Here is a 15301-nt window from a genome sequence, read left to right on the forward strand (position 1 = left end):
ACACCGGAACCGACACAGCATCAACAGACAAACCAGAATCAACAGAATGATCGTCAGTCACGGTGCCCCCCAGCACATCTGAACGAATACTTTCGACCAGTCTACGCCAATACCAGCGGTCTGTCGAACAAGAATTCGAACTAATTTGAGGAGCTCTCCAGAGCTATAGCCAATCGCCGAACCGCCTCGTGTAGTCCGTCCGGCGGCAACGCGGAGAAGCTGAGTCGCAGGCATTCACTGAAGTCGGCTTCCACACCGAAGGCCGCCCCCGGCACAAAGGCAACACCGGCAGTCACCGCGTCGGCCAATAGCCTCGACGTATCGACGCCGGGGATCCGAGCCCAACAGAACATTCCACCCTCGGGCTGCGAGAACTGAATCCTGCCACCCAGTTCACACTCGAGCGCCGATGTCAAAGCTGTTGCACGCAGCCGATATTCGGTCTGGACGTGAGCAACGTGAGTATCCAACCAGGCGCTGTCGTCCAGTAGTTCGGCAACCATCAACTGGCTGAAGGTCGATCCACACAGGTCGGCACCTTGGCGCAGTAGCTCCACCATCTCGATTACCCCTGACGGCCCACTCATCCAGCCGACCCGAAGCGCCGGCGCCAGGATCTTCGACGCCGAACCCAACCGGACCACCCGATCGCTATGCGCCGCAATCGGTTCGACATCCGCGCCAGAGAATCTCAACCGTCCGTACGGGTCGTCTTCGACGACGATGAATCCGTAACGATCAGCCAGGCGTGCCAGTTCGATTCGGGTTGCGGCCGTGACTGTCACTCCGGCTGGGTTGTGAAAGTTGCTGACGGTGTGGACCATCCGCGGGCGCTCGCCCGCCTCGAGCATCTCACGCAGTGTCTCCACATCTACACCCGAAGGGGTGATCGGCAACGCACGCACTCGCGCCCGCACCGACTGGAACACCTGCAGTGCACCCACGTAAACCGGGTCGTCGACGATGACCAGATCGCCGGGATTCACCAAAGCGTGCGCCAACAGGAACAGCGCCTGTTGCGAACCGTGCGTCAGCAAGACCCCGCTCGGATCATCGGCGCCGAGATACCGGGCCACCGCCTCGCGGCAGGAGTACACCCCTGCGCTCACTGTGTATTGCAGCGCCTGCGGGTCCGCACTGATTCGAGCGGCGGATTCTGAAATCCGCTCGGCAGGAATCAGTTCGGTGGCCGGCAGTCCGCCCGCCAAACTCAGCACGTCGGGCTGCTCGGTCAGCTTCAACAGATCGCGGATCGCCGACCCGCGGATATTCGCCAACGCATCGGACGGTGCAAAGGAATTCTCGACAACAAACATGGGCAACACTCTCCACGGCAGCGGTATCAATGAAGTGTGGTGATGAGAGTGGTCACCAGATCAGGCGCGCCAGTGTGAGTCGCAAGACCCACGCTAACGCGCCTGACGAGAAAAATGAAATGTCTATCTCAAATTATGAGATAGTTCAGTCCAGGTCGTCGTGCCGCACCAACTGCCGGGCGGCCTCGGTGATCGACCCCGACAGCGACGGGTACACGGAAAACGTCTGCGCCAGGTCGCTGACCATCAACTTGTTCTGCACCGCGATCGCGATCGGGAGGATCAGCTCAGACGCGTTGGGAGCCACCACAACTCCACCGATCACCACGCCCGTGGCCGGGCGGCAGAAGATCTTCACGAAGCCACGACGCAGACCGCTCATCTTGGCGCGCGCGTTCGTGGCGAGCGGCAACATGATCGTGCGGGCCGGGTACTCACCGGAGTCGATGGCCTGCTGGCTGACACCAACCGTGGCGATCTCGGGCCGAGTGAAGATCGCAGAGGCCACGGTCTTGAGCCGAATCGGAGACACGCCTTCGCCCAGCGAGTGGTACATCGCGATACGACCCTGCATCGCGGCCACCGAGGCCAGGGGCAACAGGCCTGTGCAGTCACCTGCGGCGTAGATGCCGGGCACTGCCGTCCGCGAGACCCGGTCGACGTTCAGGTAGCCACCTCGGTCGAGTTCCAGCCCGACGTTTTCGAGTCCGAGGTCGTCGGTGTTCGGCACCGATCCGACAGTCATCAGACAGTGCGAACCGTCGACGGTGCGTCCGTCGGCAAGACTGACCCGCACGCCGTCAGCGGTGCGCTCCACCTTGTCGGCCCGCGCATGCTTCACAAGCTTCACGCCGCGCTCGGCCAACACGTCCTCGAGCACCAACGCTGCATCTTCGTCTTCGCCGGGCAACACGCGGTCGCGGCTCGACACCATCGTCACCGGTACGCCGAGTTCGGTGTACGCGTGGACGAACTCGGCGCCGGTCACACCTGATCCGACAACGATGAGATGTTCGGGGAACTCGTTGAGGTCGTACATCTGACGCCAGGTGAGGATGCGTTCACCGTCGGGCTGTGCGGCGGGCAGAATCCGTGGCGACGCGCCGGTTGCGACCAACACCACATCGGCGTCCAGGATCTCCACGTCTCCGTCAGTGCCGTCGGCCTCGATCGGTGTGGCGACGATCTTGTGACGGGCGAAACCGACCTCGGGTGCGGCCAGGCGTCCACGGCCGTGAAGGATCCTGACATCCTCGCTCAGCAGCCGCGACCGGATGTCTGAGGACTGCGCGAAGGCAAGATCTTTGACGCGCTCGTGAATCTGCGGCAGGGACACGAGCGCGTCGTCGTATTGCAGGTTGATCCCCAGGTCAACGGCTCGGCGGACGTCGGTCCTGATCCCGGTGGACGCGATGAAGGTCTTCGACGGCACACAGTCCCACAGGACACAGGCGCCGCCCATGCCGTCGCTGTCGACGATGGTGATGTCGGCACCGTAGGTCGCTGCGGCGAGGGCCGCCTCGTAGCCGGCCGGTCCTCCACCGAGGATCACTATTTTCGTCATCTTCAGGTCAACTCCAGGGTGTCGGACGGGCCTGACAGGCTGCAAACGGGGCCTGACGGCGGGGGTGGCGCCACTTGAGAATCTAGTCGATCACCGGTTGCACTTTCCCGATGGGGAGCTGACCCTCTAGGCTCCTCTCCGTGCCTATCTACGCGGCCTACGGCTCAAACATGCACCCAGAGCAGATGCTCATGCGTGCCCCCCACTCTCCGATGGCGGGCACGGGCTGGCTGTACGGGTGGCGGCTCACCTTCGGCGGCGGCGACATCGGCTGGGAAGGCGCACTGGCCACGGTCACCGAGGATCGCGACGATCCCGAGGCCCGCGTGTTCGTCGTCTTGTACGACGTGACCGAAGACGACGAATCCAGCCTCGACCGCTGGGAAGGCTCCGAACTCGGGATCCATCGCAAGATCCGGGCCCGGATCACCACACCCAACGGACCTGTTCTGGCGTGGCTGTACGTCCTGGACGCCTTCGAGGGCGGGTTGCCGTCGGCGCGCTACCTCGGTGTGATGTCCGAGGCAGCCGAAATCGCCGGAGCACCCACCGAATACGTGCATCAGCTCCGTGTCCGCGAATCCCGGAATGTGGGTCCGGGGCCAGACAGCCCCGGACCTGACCACTAACGGTTACGCAGGCTCGCCTCCAGGACGATCCCGGCCAGCGTCCGAACACCCACTGCCAGCGCACGCTCGTCGAGGTCGAAGTTCGGCTGATGCAGATCGACCTGCGGGCCATGCCCGGACCACACGCCCAGCCGCGCCATCGCACCGGGGACGTTCTCGAGGTACCACGAAAAGTCTTCTCCACCACCGGATTGCGCGGTGTCGGCCAGTGCTTCGGAGCTCACCGACAAGATCGCATCACGGAACACCTCCGTGGAGACCGAGTCGTTGACCACGGGTGGGACGCCGCGTTTGTAGATCAGGTCGTAGCGCACGCTCAACGGCGCCAGCAGTCCCTCGATGATCTCGCGCACCAACGGTTCCAGCAGTGCCCAGGTGGCGTGATCACCGGTGCGGACCGTGCCCCGCAGGCGGCCTTCTTGAGGTATCGCGTTGGGCGCATCCCCGGCATGCACCGAACCCCACACCATCACGGTGCTGGTACGCGGGTCGATGCGTCGTGACAGCACGCCCGGCAGACCGGTGATGACCGCCCCCATCGCATAGATGAGGTCCGCGGTCAGGTGCGGGCGTGACGTGTGGCCTCCGGGTGAGTGCAGGACGAGTTCGACGTGGTCGGCCGCCGAGGTGATCGGCCCGCTGCGCAACCCCACTTTGCCGACCTCGAGTTTCGGATCACAGTGCAATGCGTAGATCTGCGACACGCCCCGCGTCACACCGGCGGTGACGGCATCGAGGGCGCCACCGGGCATCACTTCCTCCGCCGCCTGGAACACCAGACGCACCCCGATCGGCAGGTCCTCCATCGACGCCAGTGCCTTGCCCACGCCCAGCAGGACGGCGGTGTGACCGTCGTGCCCACAAGCATGCGAGACACCTTCGACGGTGGACGAGAACGGGAGCCCGGTCAGCTCGGCGATCGGCAGCGCATCCATGTCGGCACGCAGGGCCACCAGGGGTCCGGCGGGACCGATGTCGCACACCACGCCAACGCCCTGCGGCAGGATGCGCGGTGACAGCCCGGCCTTTGTCAGTTCGTCGACGATGATGCCGGTGGTCCGGAGTTCACTCCGCGACAGCTCCGGATGGGTATGAAAGTCCCGGCGCCAGGCCACCAGTTGCGCAGTGTTGGCGGCGAGCCAATCGTCCAGGTCCGTCAGGAACCGTTTCGCATCCACGTGTTGCCCACTCATGATTCGTTGCACACTCATCGTCTTCTGCCCGCGTCACGCGAGACTGCACCTACTCGTTTTTCCTGCTGTTGCAGGAGGTCTTCACGCCACTGCGCGTCGGCCGCGGCGCCCACGGCGGTCGCTGCCAATGCCAGCGCACCGTCGACCACCGCCTGATCCGCCGACGGCGAGGCCGCCGCCGCGGCGAACTCGATCTCATGGGTACCGGCGCCGTTGCTCTCGATGCCGATCATGGGGTGGATGGACGGCAACACATGGCTGATGTTGCCCATATCTGTACTGCCCAAGGGACGCACTCCCTCGAGTGCGGCAGGCATCGCCTCACGTCCGAGGTCTGCGATCGCACCCCGGTATGCCTCCAGCAGTCGCTGATCATGCCGGAGTTCGACGTATGTGGGTGACACCGGCGATATCTCGTACGTGCAGCCCGCAGCCAGCGCACCCGCCGCAAAGCAGGCTTCCGCCCGTTCGCGCAGATCGCTCAACGACGACTCATCCACGGCTCGCAGGTAATAGAGGAGCTCGCTGTGCGCGGTCACGATGTTCGGGGCACTGCCGCCGTCGCTGACGATTCCGTGGATCTGCTGCCCCGACTTCAAGTACTGACGCAGCAACCCGAGCGAGACCTGCGCGACGGTTGCCGCATCGGCAGCATTGCGTCCACGTTCGGGCGAGGCTGCGGCATGGGCTTCGACGCCGGTGTAGCGAATGGCCAAATCGTCCAATGCCAACGAACTGCTGGCGATCTCGTCGATCCGGCCCGGGTGCACCATCATCGCCATCGCGACCGAATCGAACACCCCGGCCTCGGCCATCACGATCTTTCCGCCGCCGGTTTCCTCGGCGGGGGTCCCCAGCACCATCACGGTGATGCCGAGTTCATCGGCGATCTCGGCGAGTCCTCGGGCGGCGCCAACGGAGATGGCGGCAATCATGTTGTGGCCACAGGCATGCCCCAACCCTGGCAGCGCGTCGTACTCGGCGCAGAGGCCGACCACCAGGTCGCCCGAGCCGTAGGTCGCGGTGAACGCGGTGGGCAGGTCCGCCACACCGGTGGCGACCTCGAAACCATAACCGTCGAGCAGATCGGTCACCTTGGCGACGCTACGGCGTTCCTCGAAAGCCAACTCCGGTTCGGCGTGGAGTGAGTGGGACAACTCGACCAGGTCACCGGCAACGGCCTGCACGGCCTGTGCACCTCGCTGCCCGATCTGTGTCATCGGGTCATTCTCTCACCATCGCGATCGGCACTTGATCTGAGTTAACCAACCAGGGAAGACGGCGTCGGATAGGCGAGGTCGGCGAGCAGGGGCGCACGCAGCCCCTTCTTGATCATTTCCAACGCCGGACCGGCCAGAGGACCACGCGACGCCGCGATGTCGGACGCCGTGGACGGCAGTGCACCGATGTCGACAGCCTGCTCGACGATGCCCGCGGTCACCGCGTCCAGGCCGCCGTACCGCCGCCCGGTGGTCATGGCCTCGGTGGCGGTCGCATCGGTCAGGCGGGTACGGAGCAGCGTCGCCATCCCCCTGGTGAACGGCATGCCGAGCTGGATCTCGGGGAGCGACCAGAACCCACGCTCGGTCCGCATCAACCGATGATCGGCACAGAGCGCCAGCATCGCGCCGGCGCCGAACGCGTGGCCGTTGATCGCGGAGACGGTGGGCTGAGGGAACGTCAAAATGCGCGTGTACAGCGCGTGGACACGGTCGAGGTAGGCCGGCAGCGTGTCGCCGTTCGCACCGATGTACTCCACGTCGAGCCCATTGGAGAAGAACTTTCCGGTTGCGGTGATGACCAGTGCGCCCCGCTTTTTGTCCACGACCTCGTCGAGGCAGGCATTGATCGAATCGAGCCAGTCGATCCCGAACCTGTTGTCGGTGTCACTCTCATCACCCTCGGTGCCCAGATAGAGCGTGTGCACGGTGTCTTGTGTGGTCACGTACGGCATGCGGCGAGCCTAGCGGTCCTGCGATGCCCCGATGCGACGGACACGGGGAAGCGCGAGCGCGAACGGTTTTCGCCTTAGGGTTGGGCCATGGCAACCGAAGGACCCGACGTGGTTTCCCCCAGCTTCGATCCGTCGATCGATCCCATCGGCGCAGCGCAGGCCGCAGCCGATGCGATCGCCGCAGCAACAGGAAAGCCGAGTCACGATGTCGCCGTGGTTCTCGGTTCGGGGTGGGCGCCGGCCGCAGCCACGCTGGGTACCCCTGACGCGAGCATCCCGATGGCAGACCTGCCGGGATTCACACCACCGAGCGCGGCCGGGCACTCCGGGACCGTGCATTCAGTGCGCGTCGGCGGCCGTTCCGTCCTGGTGTTGTTGGGCAGAACCCATGCGTACGAAGGATATCCGTTGGCCAGCGTTGTCCACGGCGTACGAACCGCTGCCATGTGCGGCGCCGGGACGATCGTGCTCACCAACGCCGCCGGCGGGTTGCGCCATGACATGGCGGTCGGCCAGGCGGTCTTGATCAGCGACCATCTGAACCTCACCGCCCGCTCCCCTCTTGTCGGCGCTCAGTTCGTCGACCTGGTCGACGCGTATTCACCGACTCTGCGGAAGATCGCCCAGTCGGTCGACCCATCGCTGGCCGAGGGTGTGTACGCGGGTCTGCCTGGCCCCCACTACGAAACACCCGCCGAGATCAACATGCTCAGGGTTCTCGGCGCCGACCTGGTCGGCATGTCGACGGTGCACGAGACCATCGCCGCCCGCGCGGAGAAGATGGCGGTCCTCGGTATCTCATTGGTGACCAACCTCGCGGCGGGCATCACCGGCGAACCGCTGAACCATGAAGAGGTTCTCGAAGTCGGTCGCGCGTCGGCCACCCGGATGGGTCACCTGCTGGCACAGGTGATCGAGCAGATCTGAGATACCGATGACAACTCCCGATGCAGTGGCCGCCTGGATCGAGGCCGATCCCGATCCCCGTACCCGGACCGAACTCGCGTCGCTGGACCCGGCAGCATTGGGTGAACGTTTCTCTGACACACTGCATTTCGGCACTGCGGGTCTGCGGGGTCCGGTCCGCGGCGGCCCACTGGGAATGAATGTCGCGGTGGTCACCAAGGCCACCGCCGGCCTCGCGCAGTGGCTGATCGATCACGGTCACACCGGCGGTACGGTGGTCGTCGGACGGGACGCGCGCCACGGCTCCGAGGACTTTTTTGCGGCCACTGCGGAAGTTCTTGCGGCGCAGGGGTTCGACGTCGTGGCACTGCCGGAACCGGGACCGACGCCGCTGGTCGCGTACGCCGTCAGGCACCTGCATGCGGTCGCCGGGATCCAGATCACCGCCTCCCACAACCCGCCGGCCGACAACGGCTACAAGGTCTATCTCGAGCACGGAGCGCAGTTGGTTCCGCCTGCCGACGCCGAAATCGAGGACTTGATCGCCGCCACCGGACCAGCGATCGACATCCCGCGGACACCGGTCGCGCCGGATGAGCGGGCCCGCAACAACATCGGGCACTATCTGACGCGCATCGTCACCCGGTTCGGCCACCGTGATCATCGCTCGATCAGTATCGCCCTGACAGCAATGCACGGCGTCGGCGGAGACCTCGCGGTCCAAGCCCTGCGCGAGTGCGGCTTTCACGACGTCACCGTGGTCGGATTGCAGCACGCCCCCGATCCGGACTTCCCGACGGCAGCATTCCCGAATCCCGAAGAGCCTGGCGCGGCGGACCTGCTGCTCGCGCTAACCGAGGACATCGACGCCGACATCGCCATCGCCCTCGATCCCGACGCCGACCGCTGCGCTGTCGGCGCGCGGATCGACGGCACCTGGCGGATGCTCACCGGCGATGAGACCGGAGCGCTCCTCGGCGCCCAGATCGTCGCCGCGCACACGGGGGAAGACGTGCTGGTGGCCAACACCATCGTGTCCGGCAGCCTGCTCGGCAAGATCGCCGCCGCCGCCGGAGTCCGGTACGCGGCCACACTGACCGGTTTCAAGTGGCTGGTCCGCGCCGGGGACGGCCTGGTCTACGCCTACGAAGAAGCCATCGGCCACTGTGTAGACCCGGACGGCGTACGCGACAAAGACGGCATCAGCGCCGCGGTCGCGCTCTGTGTCCTCACCCAGGAGCTCGCCGACTCCGACCGTGTCCTCGCCGACCGGCTCGACGAGATCGAGGTGGAGCACGGCGTCCATCTGACCGGTCAATACTCGGTGCGGGTCGACGACCTCACACAGATCGCCGCCATCATGGAAGACCTGCGAACGAGTCCACCGAGGCAGCTGGACGGGGTAGAGGTCGACGCCGAGGACCTACTCGAACGTGCACCTGGCGCGTCGACCGACGCCGTCCAGCTCACCGGCAACACTGAAACCGGCCAGGTCAGGGTCATCGCCAGGCCATCGGGTACCGAGCCGAAGCTGAAGTTCTATCTCGAGGTCGCCGAAACTCCCGGCCCGCCACCGGCAACGGCACGTACCTCCGCGCAGGCGCGGCTGTCGGCGATCACCGCAGAAATTGCCGCGTTCTGTGCCGGTGGTCGCCGGTAGGGTGAGCGCGTGAGCGGAAACCATTACCCGACACCACCGCCGAGGTCGCCGTGGTCGTCGCCGGTTGTGATCGGTGCGATGATCGCCGGCGTTCTGCTGCTCGCGCTGGCCGTGCTGCTCGGCTTTCTCCTCATCCCCTCCGACGACTCGACGCCGCAAGCCGAAAGCAGCAGCACCACAACAACCCCACCGGTTTCGACACAGACCGTGACGGGAAGGCCGTCCACCGTGACAGCACCGCCGTCCACGGTGACGAGCACGGTGCCGCCGACGACCACAACGACGCCGCGCTCCGTCGGTCCGCAGCCGACGGTCCCGGGCACGGATCAGCATGGTTTTGTCAGCGGCCCACGCTGCAACACATCTGCGGACCCCGCCGTGATGGTCGGCCAGACAGATCGGTCGAAAGTCGTTGTCTGCCAAGTCGGTAATCAGACCGGCCGGTACTACTACAAAGGACTGGCCGACGGTTTGACCGCGGAGATCGGATTTCCGACCCGCTCCGGCGACCAGTTCGTGGCCATGAAGGACGGCTACACATATCGGATCACACCGTCGTCGCTGACCATCACCACAGGCGGCGACGTCGTCAGTGCCGAACCCATGATCTACTACTGGACGAATTGACCGTGACACGAAGCGAATCGAGCTCTGCCCCCATGTCCGATGTTCTGCATGCCACCGGAATCGACGTGGTGCGGGGCGGACGATACCTGTTGCGGGACATCGATTTCACCGTCCACCCCGGTGAACACTGGGCGCTGTTGGGCCCCAACGGCGCGGGTAAATCGACACTCCTCCACATCCTCGGCGCGTTCGGGCACCCGACGCGCGGCACCGTCGATGTGCTGGGTCACCGGTTGGGCCGGGTCGACATGCGCGAATTGCGCACGCATATCGGACATGTCGACCCACGGCATCGTCTCGACCTCCCGCTGAGGGCGCACGACGTGGTCCTGACCGGTCTGACCAACACGCCCGAACTCGATCCTCGCCGCCGTTACACCGATGACGACCACCGGCACGCCGACGATCTCCTCGAACTCCTCGGAATGTCGCAGCGCCGGGATTCGGTGTGGACCACGATGAGTCAGGGCGAACGCGGCCGAACCCTCATCGCCCGGGCCCTGATGCCTCGGCCGTCCCTTTTGCTGCTCGATGAACCCGCGACCGGGCTCGACCTCGCCGCCCGCGAACAACTGCTGAGCAGCATCGACCAGCTCCGAACCGAAGTCACCGGACTGGCCAGCGTCCTGGTCACCCACCACCTCGAAGACCTTCCGACGAGCACCAGCCACGCACTGTTGCTGCGCGACGGCGAGACCGTCATCGCGGGCCCGGTCGAGAAGTCGCTCACCTCGGCAACGATCACCAAGTGCTTCGACCACCCCGTCCAGGTGACCCGAGACTCCGGCCGGTGGGCGGCGCGCAGTAGCTGACACCGCACACCACGATCGAAGGCCCCGCGTCCACTTCTCAGATGAGCGAGTCGTCGGTCTCCGCCGTCAGCGGTCCACCAGCATCACCGGTGTTCTGAACGCCGGCGGGCTCGACGAGCATGGCGTGGACCTCCCCTTCCGCGACAGGGCAGTGTTCAACACCCCTGGGCACCACGAACAACTGACCCGGCCGCACGCGGACGTCGCCGTCACGCATCTGAATGGTCAGTTCACCCTCGACCACAAAGAACAGCTCATCGGTTGCAACATGCTTGTGCCACACGAACTCACCTTCGAGCTTTACCACCTTTATCTCGTAATCGTTGAGCCGAGCCACGACCTTCGGTGACCAGTGCTCGGAGAACGATGACAACTTCGCAACAATGTCTACTGCATCCTTCGACATACTCCGATCCTGGCACACCCCACCAGACCTGGCGCCTCAAAAGTTTGGTCCAACCGGAACATCGCTCAACAACCCGCTTGACGAGCGCCACCAAGAAACCCCGAACAGATTCTTCGCATTCCGCCCGGGCTCGATCAGCGGTTGACCGAATTCGCTGACCGGAGGTCGCCCAGGTTTGACCTACCGAGGCCCGAACTGGCGGTCTCCGGCATCTCCGAGGCCCGGGGTGATGTAGGCGACGTCGTTGAGCCCGTCGTCGATCGCCGCCGTGACCAGCCGAACCGGAAGTCCCGAATTCTCGAGTGCTGCAACACCTTCAGGTGCTGCCACAACACATACCGCGGTGATGTCCGAGGCTTTGCGGGTCACCAGCAATTCGATCGTGTGGATCATCGAACCACCGGTGGCAAGCATCGGGTCGAGGACAAACACCGGCTGACCGGACAGGTCGTCGGGCAGGGATTCGAGATACGGCACCGGCTGATGTGTGTCCTCGTTGCGGGCGATTCCCACAAAACCTACATTGGCCTCCGGCACCATCGCGTGTGCCTGCTCGACCATGCCCAGGCCTGCCCGCAAAACCGGGACGAGCAACGGCGGGCTCGCCAGCCGGACGCCCGTGGTCTCGGTCACCGGCGTGGACACCGGGATCTCCGCGACCGGGGCACCGATCAACGCCTCGTAGATCAGCATCTGGGTCAGGTCTGACAAGGCTCCGCGGAACGCCGCGTTGTCGGTGTTCTTGTCGCGCAAGGTGGTCAGCCTGGCCGCGGCCAGAGGATGATCGACAGTCCGGATCTGCATGGGCTAACCATACGAGGGAACCAGACCGCATGCCTATCGCGTCGTACTCCCATGACCTCGGTATCTGTTGAACCCGCCGCTCTGACCACCGCCGCTGCCGGCACCCGATCGGTTGGCGCCCAGATCGCGGCGTACGCGGCCGCCGGGCGCGTCGAGGCGGTCGGGCTCATTCCCACCTTCGGGCTGATGGGCGCTGAGTTCGCCGCAGCGGCGGTGATGGTGACGGAGCGGCACACTTCTGAACTCACCGCTCTCGCGTCCCGAATCGACACCCTGGCCACCGGCCTACAGCAGTCCGCAATCACCTATTCGGGCGCCGACGATGCCAACGCACAGCAGATCAGCGCCGTACAGACCAAGGCGCTGTAGATGATCCCCGTCGAGATCCTGATCGCTCCGCTGCAGGCGCTACTCGCCACCCTGGGTACCGGCCGTTTGCCCGGCGGCGCTCCGGCCACGCAATTGAGAACGGTTGCAACAGTTCTCGACGAATCGCGGGCCGGCCAATACCGTGTGAACACCGAACTCAAACCCCAGTGGTCAGGCACAGGCGCGAACTCGGCGATCGCGGTCCTCGACGAGGTGGTCGCCGCGACGGCGAATTACTCCGACAACAGCGTTGCCATCGCCGACATCATCGAGTCCGCCGCCGACAAGGTGCGGCGTGCGGCCCTCGAACTCGAAGCCATCCTCGACTCCTTCGTCACGATCGCCGCAGCGATGGGGCCTTCGCTCTTCTCACCCGCGGGCGTGACCGCGATCCTGCCCGTCGCGATGGATCACCTGCAACGCGGCATCGACGTCGTCGAACGCACCCGCACCGAACTGAGCACCGACACCGAACGGCTTCTGCAGGTCGGGCGGACACCCGCGCCGGCCGCAACCGATTCGGTCATCCCCCAGCTGGCCCGCGTCGGCACCGAACTCGGAAACCTCTCCAACGCAGCATTCGGGCCGGTCACCGCGGTTGCCGACTCAGCCGCGTCCACCTCAGCCATGCCCGCATCAGCAACGGCCCCGGACCCGGGAGCCGCGCAGACTGTCCCCGCCGGGCTGTCGGCCGCCGACCCCGACGGCACCGGCGTCGCGATCACCCTGCCGGACGGGTCGGTCGCCTACGCACCCAACGAGCGCGCCGCCACAGCGGTGCGGGCCGCGCTGAGTCAGCAAGGCGTGCCCTACGTATGGGGTGGCACCACCCCCGGAGTCGGTCTCGATTGCAGCGGCCTGACGCAATGGGCGTACCGCGAAGCCGGTGTCGAACTCCCCCGGCTCGCCCAAGATCAGGACACCGCCGGAGTGGCTGTTTCTTCAGCCGACCTCCAGCCCGGCGACCTTGCGGTGTGGTCCGGCCATGTCGCGATGTACATCGGCAACGGCCAGATGGTCGAAGCTGGCGATCCGGTCAGCGTTTCGGCCGTCCGAACCACCAACCTGGATCAGACGTTCGAGGGGTTCTACCGGCCGACGTGACGCACAGAAGCAATGTCACTAGGTGGTGAACGCGCAGGGGAAGGTATCTCGCAACGCCTTTATCTGGCGCTGTAACTCGTAGACGTCTTTGCGTATCTCGAAAACGTTGGTGCCTGACTTTTCCTCGTCGATCGCCTTCTCCAAGCGGTCAATCCACGCATCCAGCTCACCGACCAACTAACGCGCCTGCGCGGCGTCGGCTTCGCTGCGGCCCGAAGTACTCATGGCCAAGCACCTTAGGTGACCAACCAGATGGCAATTCACTTGAACCCCGGGTCAACCAAAAAGAAACGGAAGGTGACCAAACTGGAGCCAACATCAAGTTGGTCGTACTATTTCGCGTGCACTCCATCGATGAAGAACGCCAGCAGATCGCTCAGATCGTAGACAAACTCACCAAACGACACGATGATCTCGACCCGATGTCCGTCACCGCGGCCGTCGATGACGCCTACCAACGATTCGACGGTCAACCGATTCGGGATTTCGTGCCGTTGCTGGTCGAACGTCGTGCGCATGATCGACTCGGCAGTGCAGCCACCGTGACGGCAGGCTCCGTCAACTAGAGGTCAGACGAATTCATGGCAAAGCCACAGCTGTATTCGTGAGGCGAGGTAGCCCACCGTCGGCATCGGTGACTAGGCTCTGTCCCCATGGCCGGAGACATCGTCCCAATCGAACTCGTGATCACCGAAGGCAACACCTTCACGCTGTGGGCTCCCCGCTGGCGCGAGGGTGATGACGAGTGGGAAGCGTTCCTGGGTCTCGACGAAGACCTGTACGGATTCAGCTCGGTCGCCGAACTGGTGGCGTTCATCCGCTCGGGTGCCGAGAACGATCTCGACGAGCATCCCGCGTGGCAGACCGTGGTCGGACTCAAGGCCGACGAGTTCGAACCCGCCGAGGACAAGTCCTTCGACCTCATCGCAGTCCCGGAACTCGCCGCTGAGGACCCCACGCCCGAGGTCATCGCCAAGCTCGAAGACGTCCTCGAGATCGTGCGGATCATCGGCGAGGTCTGCGAACTGACGCCGATCACCAAGTTCTTCAACGGCAATCCGATCCTGGGCGCGGTCACCACGGGTACCCGCAACTTCATCGGACGCGAGGGCGCCGAACTGTGGGAGCGGATCGGCACACTCATCGACAAGCGCTGGGACGACGTCATCGACGCCATCGATGAGGTCATCAGCTCTCCGGACGTCGACGCGGACGCGGTGACGGTGGCCGACGACGAACTTCTCGCTGCCGCGAGCGCCGAAGAAGAGGACGAACTCGACGACGACGTCGAGATCGTCGACAGCGAAGACGATGACGATTCGGATGACGACGTCGAAGAAGACGACGATGACGATGAATACGAAGATATCGACGATATCGACGATATCGACGAAGACGATTTCTGGGCGTCCGTTGGCATCGACCCCATCCAGATCATCACCGCCGAAGGTGAGTTCTACTCGCTCCGTTGCTACCTGGACGACGATCCGGTATTCCTCGGCACCAACGGCAAGATCTATGCGTTCAACAGCAAGCGGGCCCTGGAGCGGTACCTGGCCGACGACAACGAGCACGACCTCTCCGCGATCAGCACCTTCGAGGACATCCAGATCGCTGCGACCGACGGCTCGCTCGAGATAGATGTCTACGAAGACAACGTCTACGTTCTGCCGGGCCTGACCGACGACATCGTCGACGGTCCCCGTCGCATCGACCGCAAGCAACTCGAGCTGGCTGTCGAATTGCTCACGGACGCAGCGGATTATGCCGATGACGACACTGTCAGCGAAGCGTTGGGAACCACCACACCACTCGGCTGGTTCGTGGACTACGCGCTCAACCCCGACCCGAAGCGCATGGCACCGAGTCCGCCGTTCGACAACGAATCCGAAGCGTGGCGCGCACTCGAGCACGACTTCGACGCCCGACTGGACAAAAAGCGCGACTGACATCGAAT

The 15301-nt window shown here is 64.6% G+C and carries 16 protein-coding genes; 9 read left to right on the top strand and 7 right to left on the bottom strand.

Features of this window, described 5'->3' with window-relative positions:
• Window positions 1–140: 140 nt before the first annotated feature.
• Together VIQ49_RS10515 and VIQ49_RS10520 are read right to left on the bottom strand one after the other, a co-directional pair.
• Window positions 141–1316, bottom strand: coding sequence for a PLP-dependent aminotransferase family protein (locus tag VIQ49_RS10515; RefSeq protein ID WP_331884162.1), 1176 nt, complete (start codon window positions 1314–1316; stop codon window positions 141–143).
• A gap of 145 nt (window positions 1317–1461) precedes the next feature.
• Window positions 1462–2880, bottom strand: coding sequence for an NAD(P)H-quinone dehydrogenase (locus VIQ49_RS10520; RefSeq protein ID WP_331884165.1), 1419 nt, complete (start codon window positions 2878–2880; stop codon window positions 1462–1464).
• A gap of 140 nt (window positions 2881–3020) precedes the next feature.
• Between VIQ49_RS10520 and VIQ49_RS10525 the strand changes: the two genes are divergently transcribed.
• Entirely contained in the window at window positions 3021–3509 is a 489-nt protein-coding gene (locus VIQ49_RS10525) for a gamma-glutamylcyclotransferase (protein ID WP_331884168.1), read from the top strand.
• Here VIQ49_RS10525 and VIQ49_RS10530 read toward each other — a convergent pair.
• Genes VIQ49_RS10530 through VIQ49_RS10540 form a run of 3 tightly spaced genes read right to left on the bottom strand, consistent with a single transcriptional unit; the run spans window position 3506 to window position 6656 of the window.
• Window positions 3506–4720, bottom strand: a complete 1215-nt coding sequence (locus tag VIQ49_RS10530; protein WP_331884170.1) for a M20 family metallopeptidase — start codon at window positions 4718–4720, stop codon at window positions 3506–3508. The two genes, VIQ49_RS10525 and VIQ49_RS10530, sit on opposite strands and share 4 nt — an antisense overlap.
• Window positions 4717–5922 (bottom strand): amidohydrolase, encoded by a 1206-nt coding sequence (locus VIQ49_RS10535; protein ID WP_331884173.1) that lies wholly within the window; start codon window positions 5920–5922, stop codon window positions 4717–4719. Before VIQ49_RS10535 ends, VIQ49_RS10530 begins: the two co-directional genes overlap by 4 nt.
• 41 nt (window positions 5923–5963) lie before the next feature.
• Window positions 5964–6656: an enoyl-CoA hydratase/isomerase family protein gene (locus tag VIQ49_RS10540; protein ID WP_331884175.1), complete on the bottom strand. Its 693-nt coding sequence runs from the start codon at window positions 6654–6656 to the stop codon at window positions 5964–5966.
• Window positions 6657–6743: 87 nt separating this feature from the next.
• Here VIQ49_RS10540 and VIQ49_RS10545 point away from each other — a divergent pair, with 87 nt between their 5' ends.
• The 4 genes from VIQ49_RS10545 to VIQ49_RS10560 are packed head-to-tail and all read left to right on the top strand — an operon-like array spanning window position 6744 to window position 10661.
• Window positions 6744–7583 (top strand): purine-nucleoside phosphorylase, encoded by an 840-nt coding sequence (locus VIQ49_RS10545; protein WP_331884178.1) that lies wholly within the window; start codon window positions 6744–6746, stop codon window positions 7581–7583.
• A 7-nt stretch (window positions 7584–7590) separates the two neighbouring features.
• Window positions 7591–9222, top strand: a complete 1632-nt coding sequence (locus VIQ49_RS10550; RefSeq protein WP_331884181.1) for a phospho-sugar mutase — start codon at window positions 7591–7593, stop codon at window positions 9220–9222.
• A gap of 9 nt (window positions 9223–9231) precedes the next feature.
• A complete protein-coding gene (locus tag VIQ49_RS10555; RefSeq protein WP_331884184.1) occupies window positions 9232–9849 on the top strand; it encodes a hypothetical protein in 618 nt (205 codons plus the stop codon).
• A 32-nt stretch (window positions 9850–9881) separates the two neighbouring features.
• A complete protein-coding gene (locus VIQ49_RS10560; protein ID WP_331884186.1) occupies window positions 9882–10661 on the top strand; it encodes an ABC transporter ATP-binding protein in 780 nt (259 codons plus the stop codon).
• 37 nt (window positions 10662–10698) lie between these two features.
• Here the strand turns inward: VIQ49_RS10560 and VIQ49_RS10565 are convergent, their stop codons facing one another.
• Both VIQ49_RS10565 and upp read right to left on the bottom strand, forming a co-directional pair.
• Complete coding sequence (locus VIQ49_RS10565) at window positions 10699–11067, bottom strand: cupin domain-containing protein (protein WP_331884189.1); 369 nt, start codon at window positions 11065–11067, stop codon at window positions 10699–10701.
• A 180-nt stretch (window positions 11068–11247) separates the two neighbouring features.
• On the bottom strand, window positions 11248–11871 hold the full coding sequence (gene upp / locus VIQ49_RS10570) for a uracil phosphoribosyltransferase (protein ID WP_331884191.1): 624 nt from the start codon (window positions 11869–11871) through the stop codon (window positions 11248–11250).
• A gap of 51 nt (window positions 11872–11922) precedes the next feature.
• Between upp and VIQ49_RS10575 the strand changes: the two genes are divergently transcribed.
• The 4 genes from VIQ49_RS10575 (at window position 11923) to VIQ49_RS10590 (ending at window position 15293) form a co-directional block, all read left to right on the top strand.
• Window positions 11923–12240, top strand: a complete 318-nt coding sequence (locus tag VIQ49_RS10575; RefSeq protein ID WP_331884193.1) for a type VII secretion target — start codon at window positions 11923–11925, stop codon at window positions 12238–12240.
• Window positions 12241–13344, top strand: coding sequence for a C40 family peptidase (locus VIQ49_RS10580; protein WP_331884195.1), 1104 nt, complete (start codon window positions 12241–12243; stop codon window positions 13342–13344).
• Between the two features lie 341 nt (window positions 13345–13685).
• Entirely contained in the window at window positions 13686–13910 is a 225-nt protein-coding gene (locus VIQ49_RS10585; RefSeq protein ID WP_331884197.1) for a three-helix bundle dimerization domain-containing protein, read from the top strand.
• Between the two features lie 87 nt (window positions 13911–13997).
• A complete protein-coding gene (locus VIQ49_RS10590) occupies window positions 13998–15293 on the top strand; it encodes a primosomal protein (RefSeq protein ID WP_331884199.1) in 1296 nt (431 codons plus the stop codon).
• Window positions 15294–15301: the final 8 nt, after the last annotated feature.

Origin of the sequence: Williamsia sp. (assembly GCF_036566845.1) — a bacterium.
Lineage (GTDB): Bacteria > Actinomycetota > Actinomycetes > Mycobacteriales > Mycobacteriaceae > Williamsia.

Excerpts from the sequence above, each read along its gene's own strand:
- VIQ49_RS10515 (WP_331884162.1), bottom strand. The coding sequence starts at position 1,316 with ATGTTTGTTGTCGAGAATTCCTTTGCACCGTCCGATGCGTTGGCGAAT.
- VIQ49_RS10520 (WP_331884165.1), bottom strand. The coding sequence starts at position 2,880 with ATGACGAAAATAGTGATCCTCGGTGGAGGACCGGCCGGCTACGAGGCG.
- VIQ49_RS10530 (WP_331884170.1), bottom strand. The coding sequence starts at position 4,720 with ATGAGTGTGCAACGAATCATGAGTGGGCAACACGTGGATGCGAAACGG.
- VIQ49_RS10535 (WP_331884173.1), bottom strand. The coding sequence starts at position 5,922 with ATGACACAGATCGGGCAGCGAGGTGCACAGGCCGTGCAGGCCGTTGCC.
- VIQ49_RS10540 (WP_331884175.1), bottom strand. The coding sequence starts at position 6,656 with ATGCCGTACGTGACCACACAAGACACCGTGCACACGCTCTATCTGGGC.
- VIQ49_RS10545 (WP_331884178.1), top strand. The coding sequence starts at position 6,744 with ATGGCAACCGAAGGACCCGACGTGGTTTCCCCCAGCTTCGATCCGTCG.
- VIQ49_RS10550 (WP_331884181.1), top strand. The coding sequence starts at position 7,591 with ATGACAACTCCCGATGCAGTGGCCGCCTGGATCGAGGCCGATCCCGAT.
- VIQ49_RS10560 (WP_331884186.1), top strand. The coding sequence starts at position 9,882 with ATGTCCGATGTTCTGCATGCCACCGGAATCGACGTGGTGCGGGGCGGA.
- VIQ49_RS10565 (WP_331884189.1), bottom strand. The coding sequence starts at position 11,067 with ATGTCGAAGGATGCAGTAGACATTGTTGCGAAGTTGTCATCGTTCTCC.
- upp (WP_331884191.1), bottom strand. The coding sequence starts at position 11,871 with ATGCAGATCCGGACTGTCGATCATCCTCTGGCCGCGGCCAGGCTGACC.
- VIQ49_RS10575 (WP_331884193.1), top strand. The coding sequence starts at position 11,923 with ATGACCTCGGTATCTGTTGAACCCGCCGCTCTGACCACCGCCGCTGCC.
- VIQ49_RS10580 (WP_331884195.1), top strand. The coding sequence starts at position 12,241 with ATGATCCCCGTCGAGATCCTGATCGCTCCGCTGCAGGCGCTACTCGCC.
- VIQ49_RS10590 (WP_331884199.1), top strand. The coding sequence starts at position 13,998 with ATGGCCGGAGACATCGTCCCAATCGAACTCGTGATCACCGAAGGCAAC.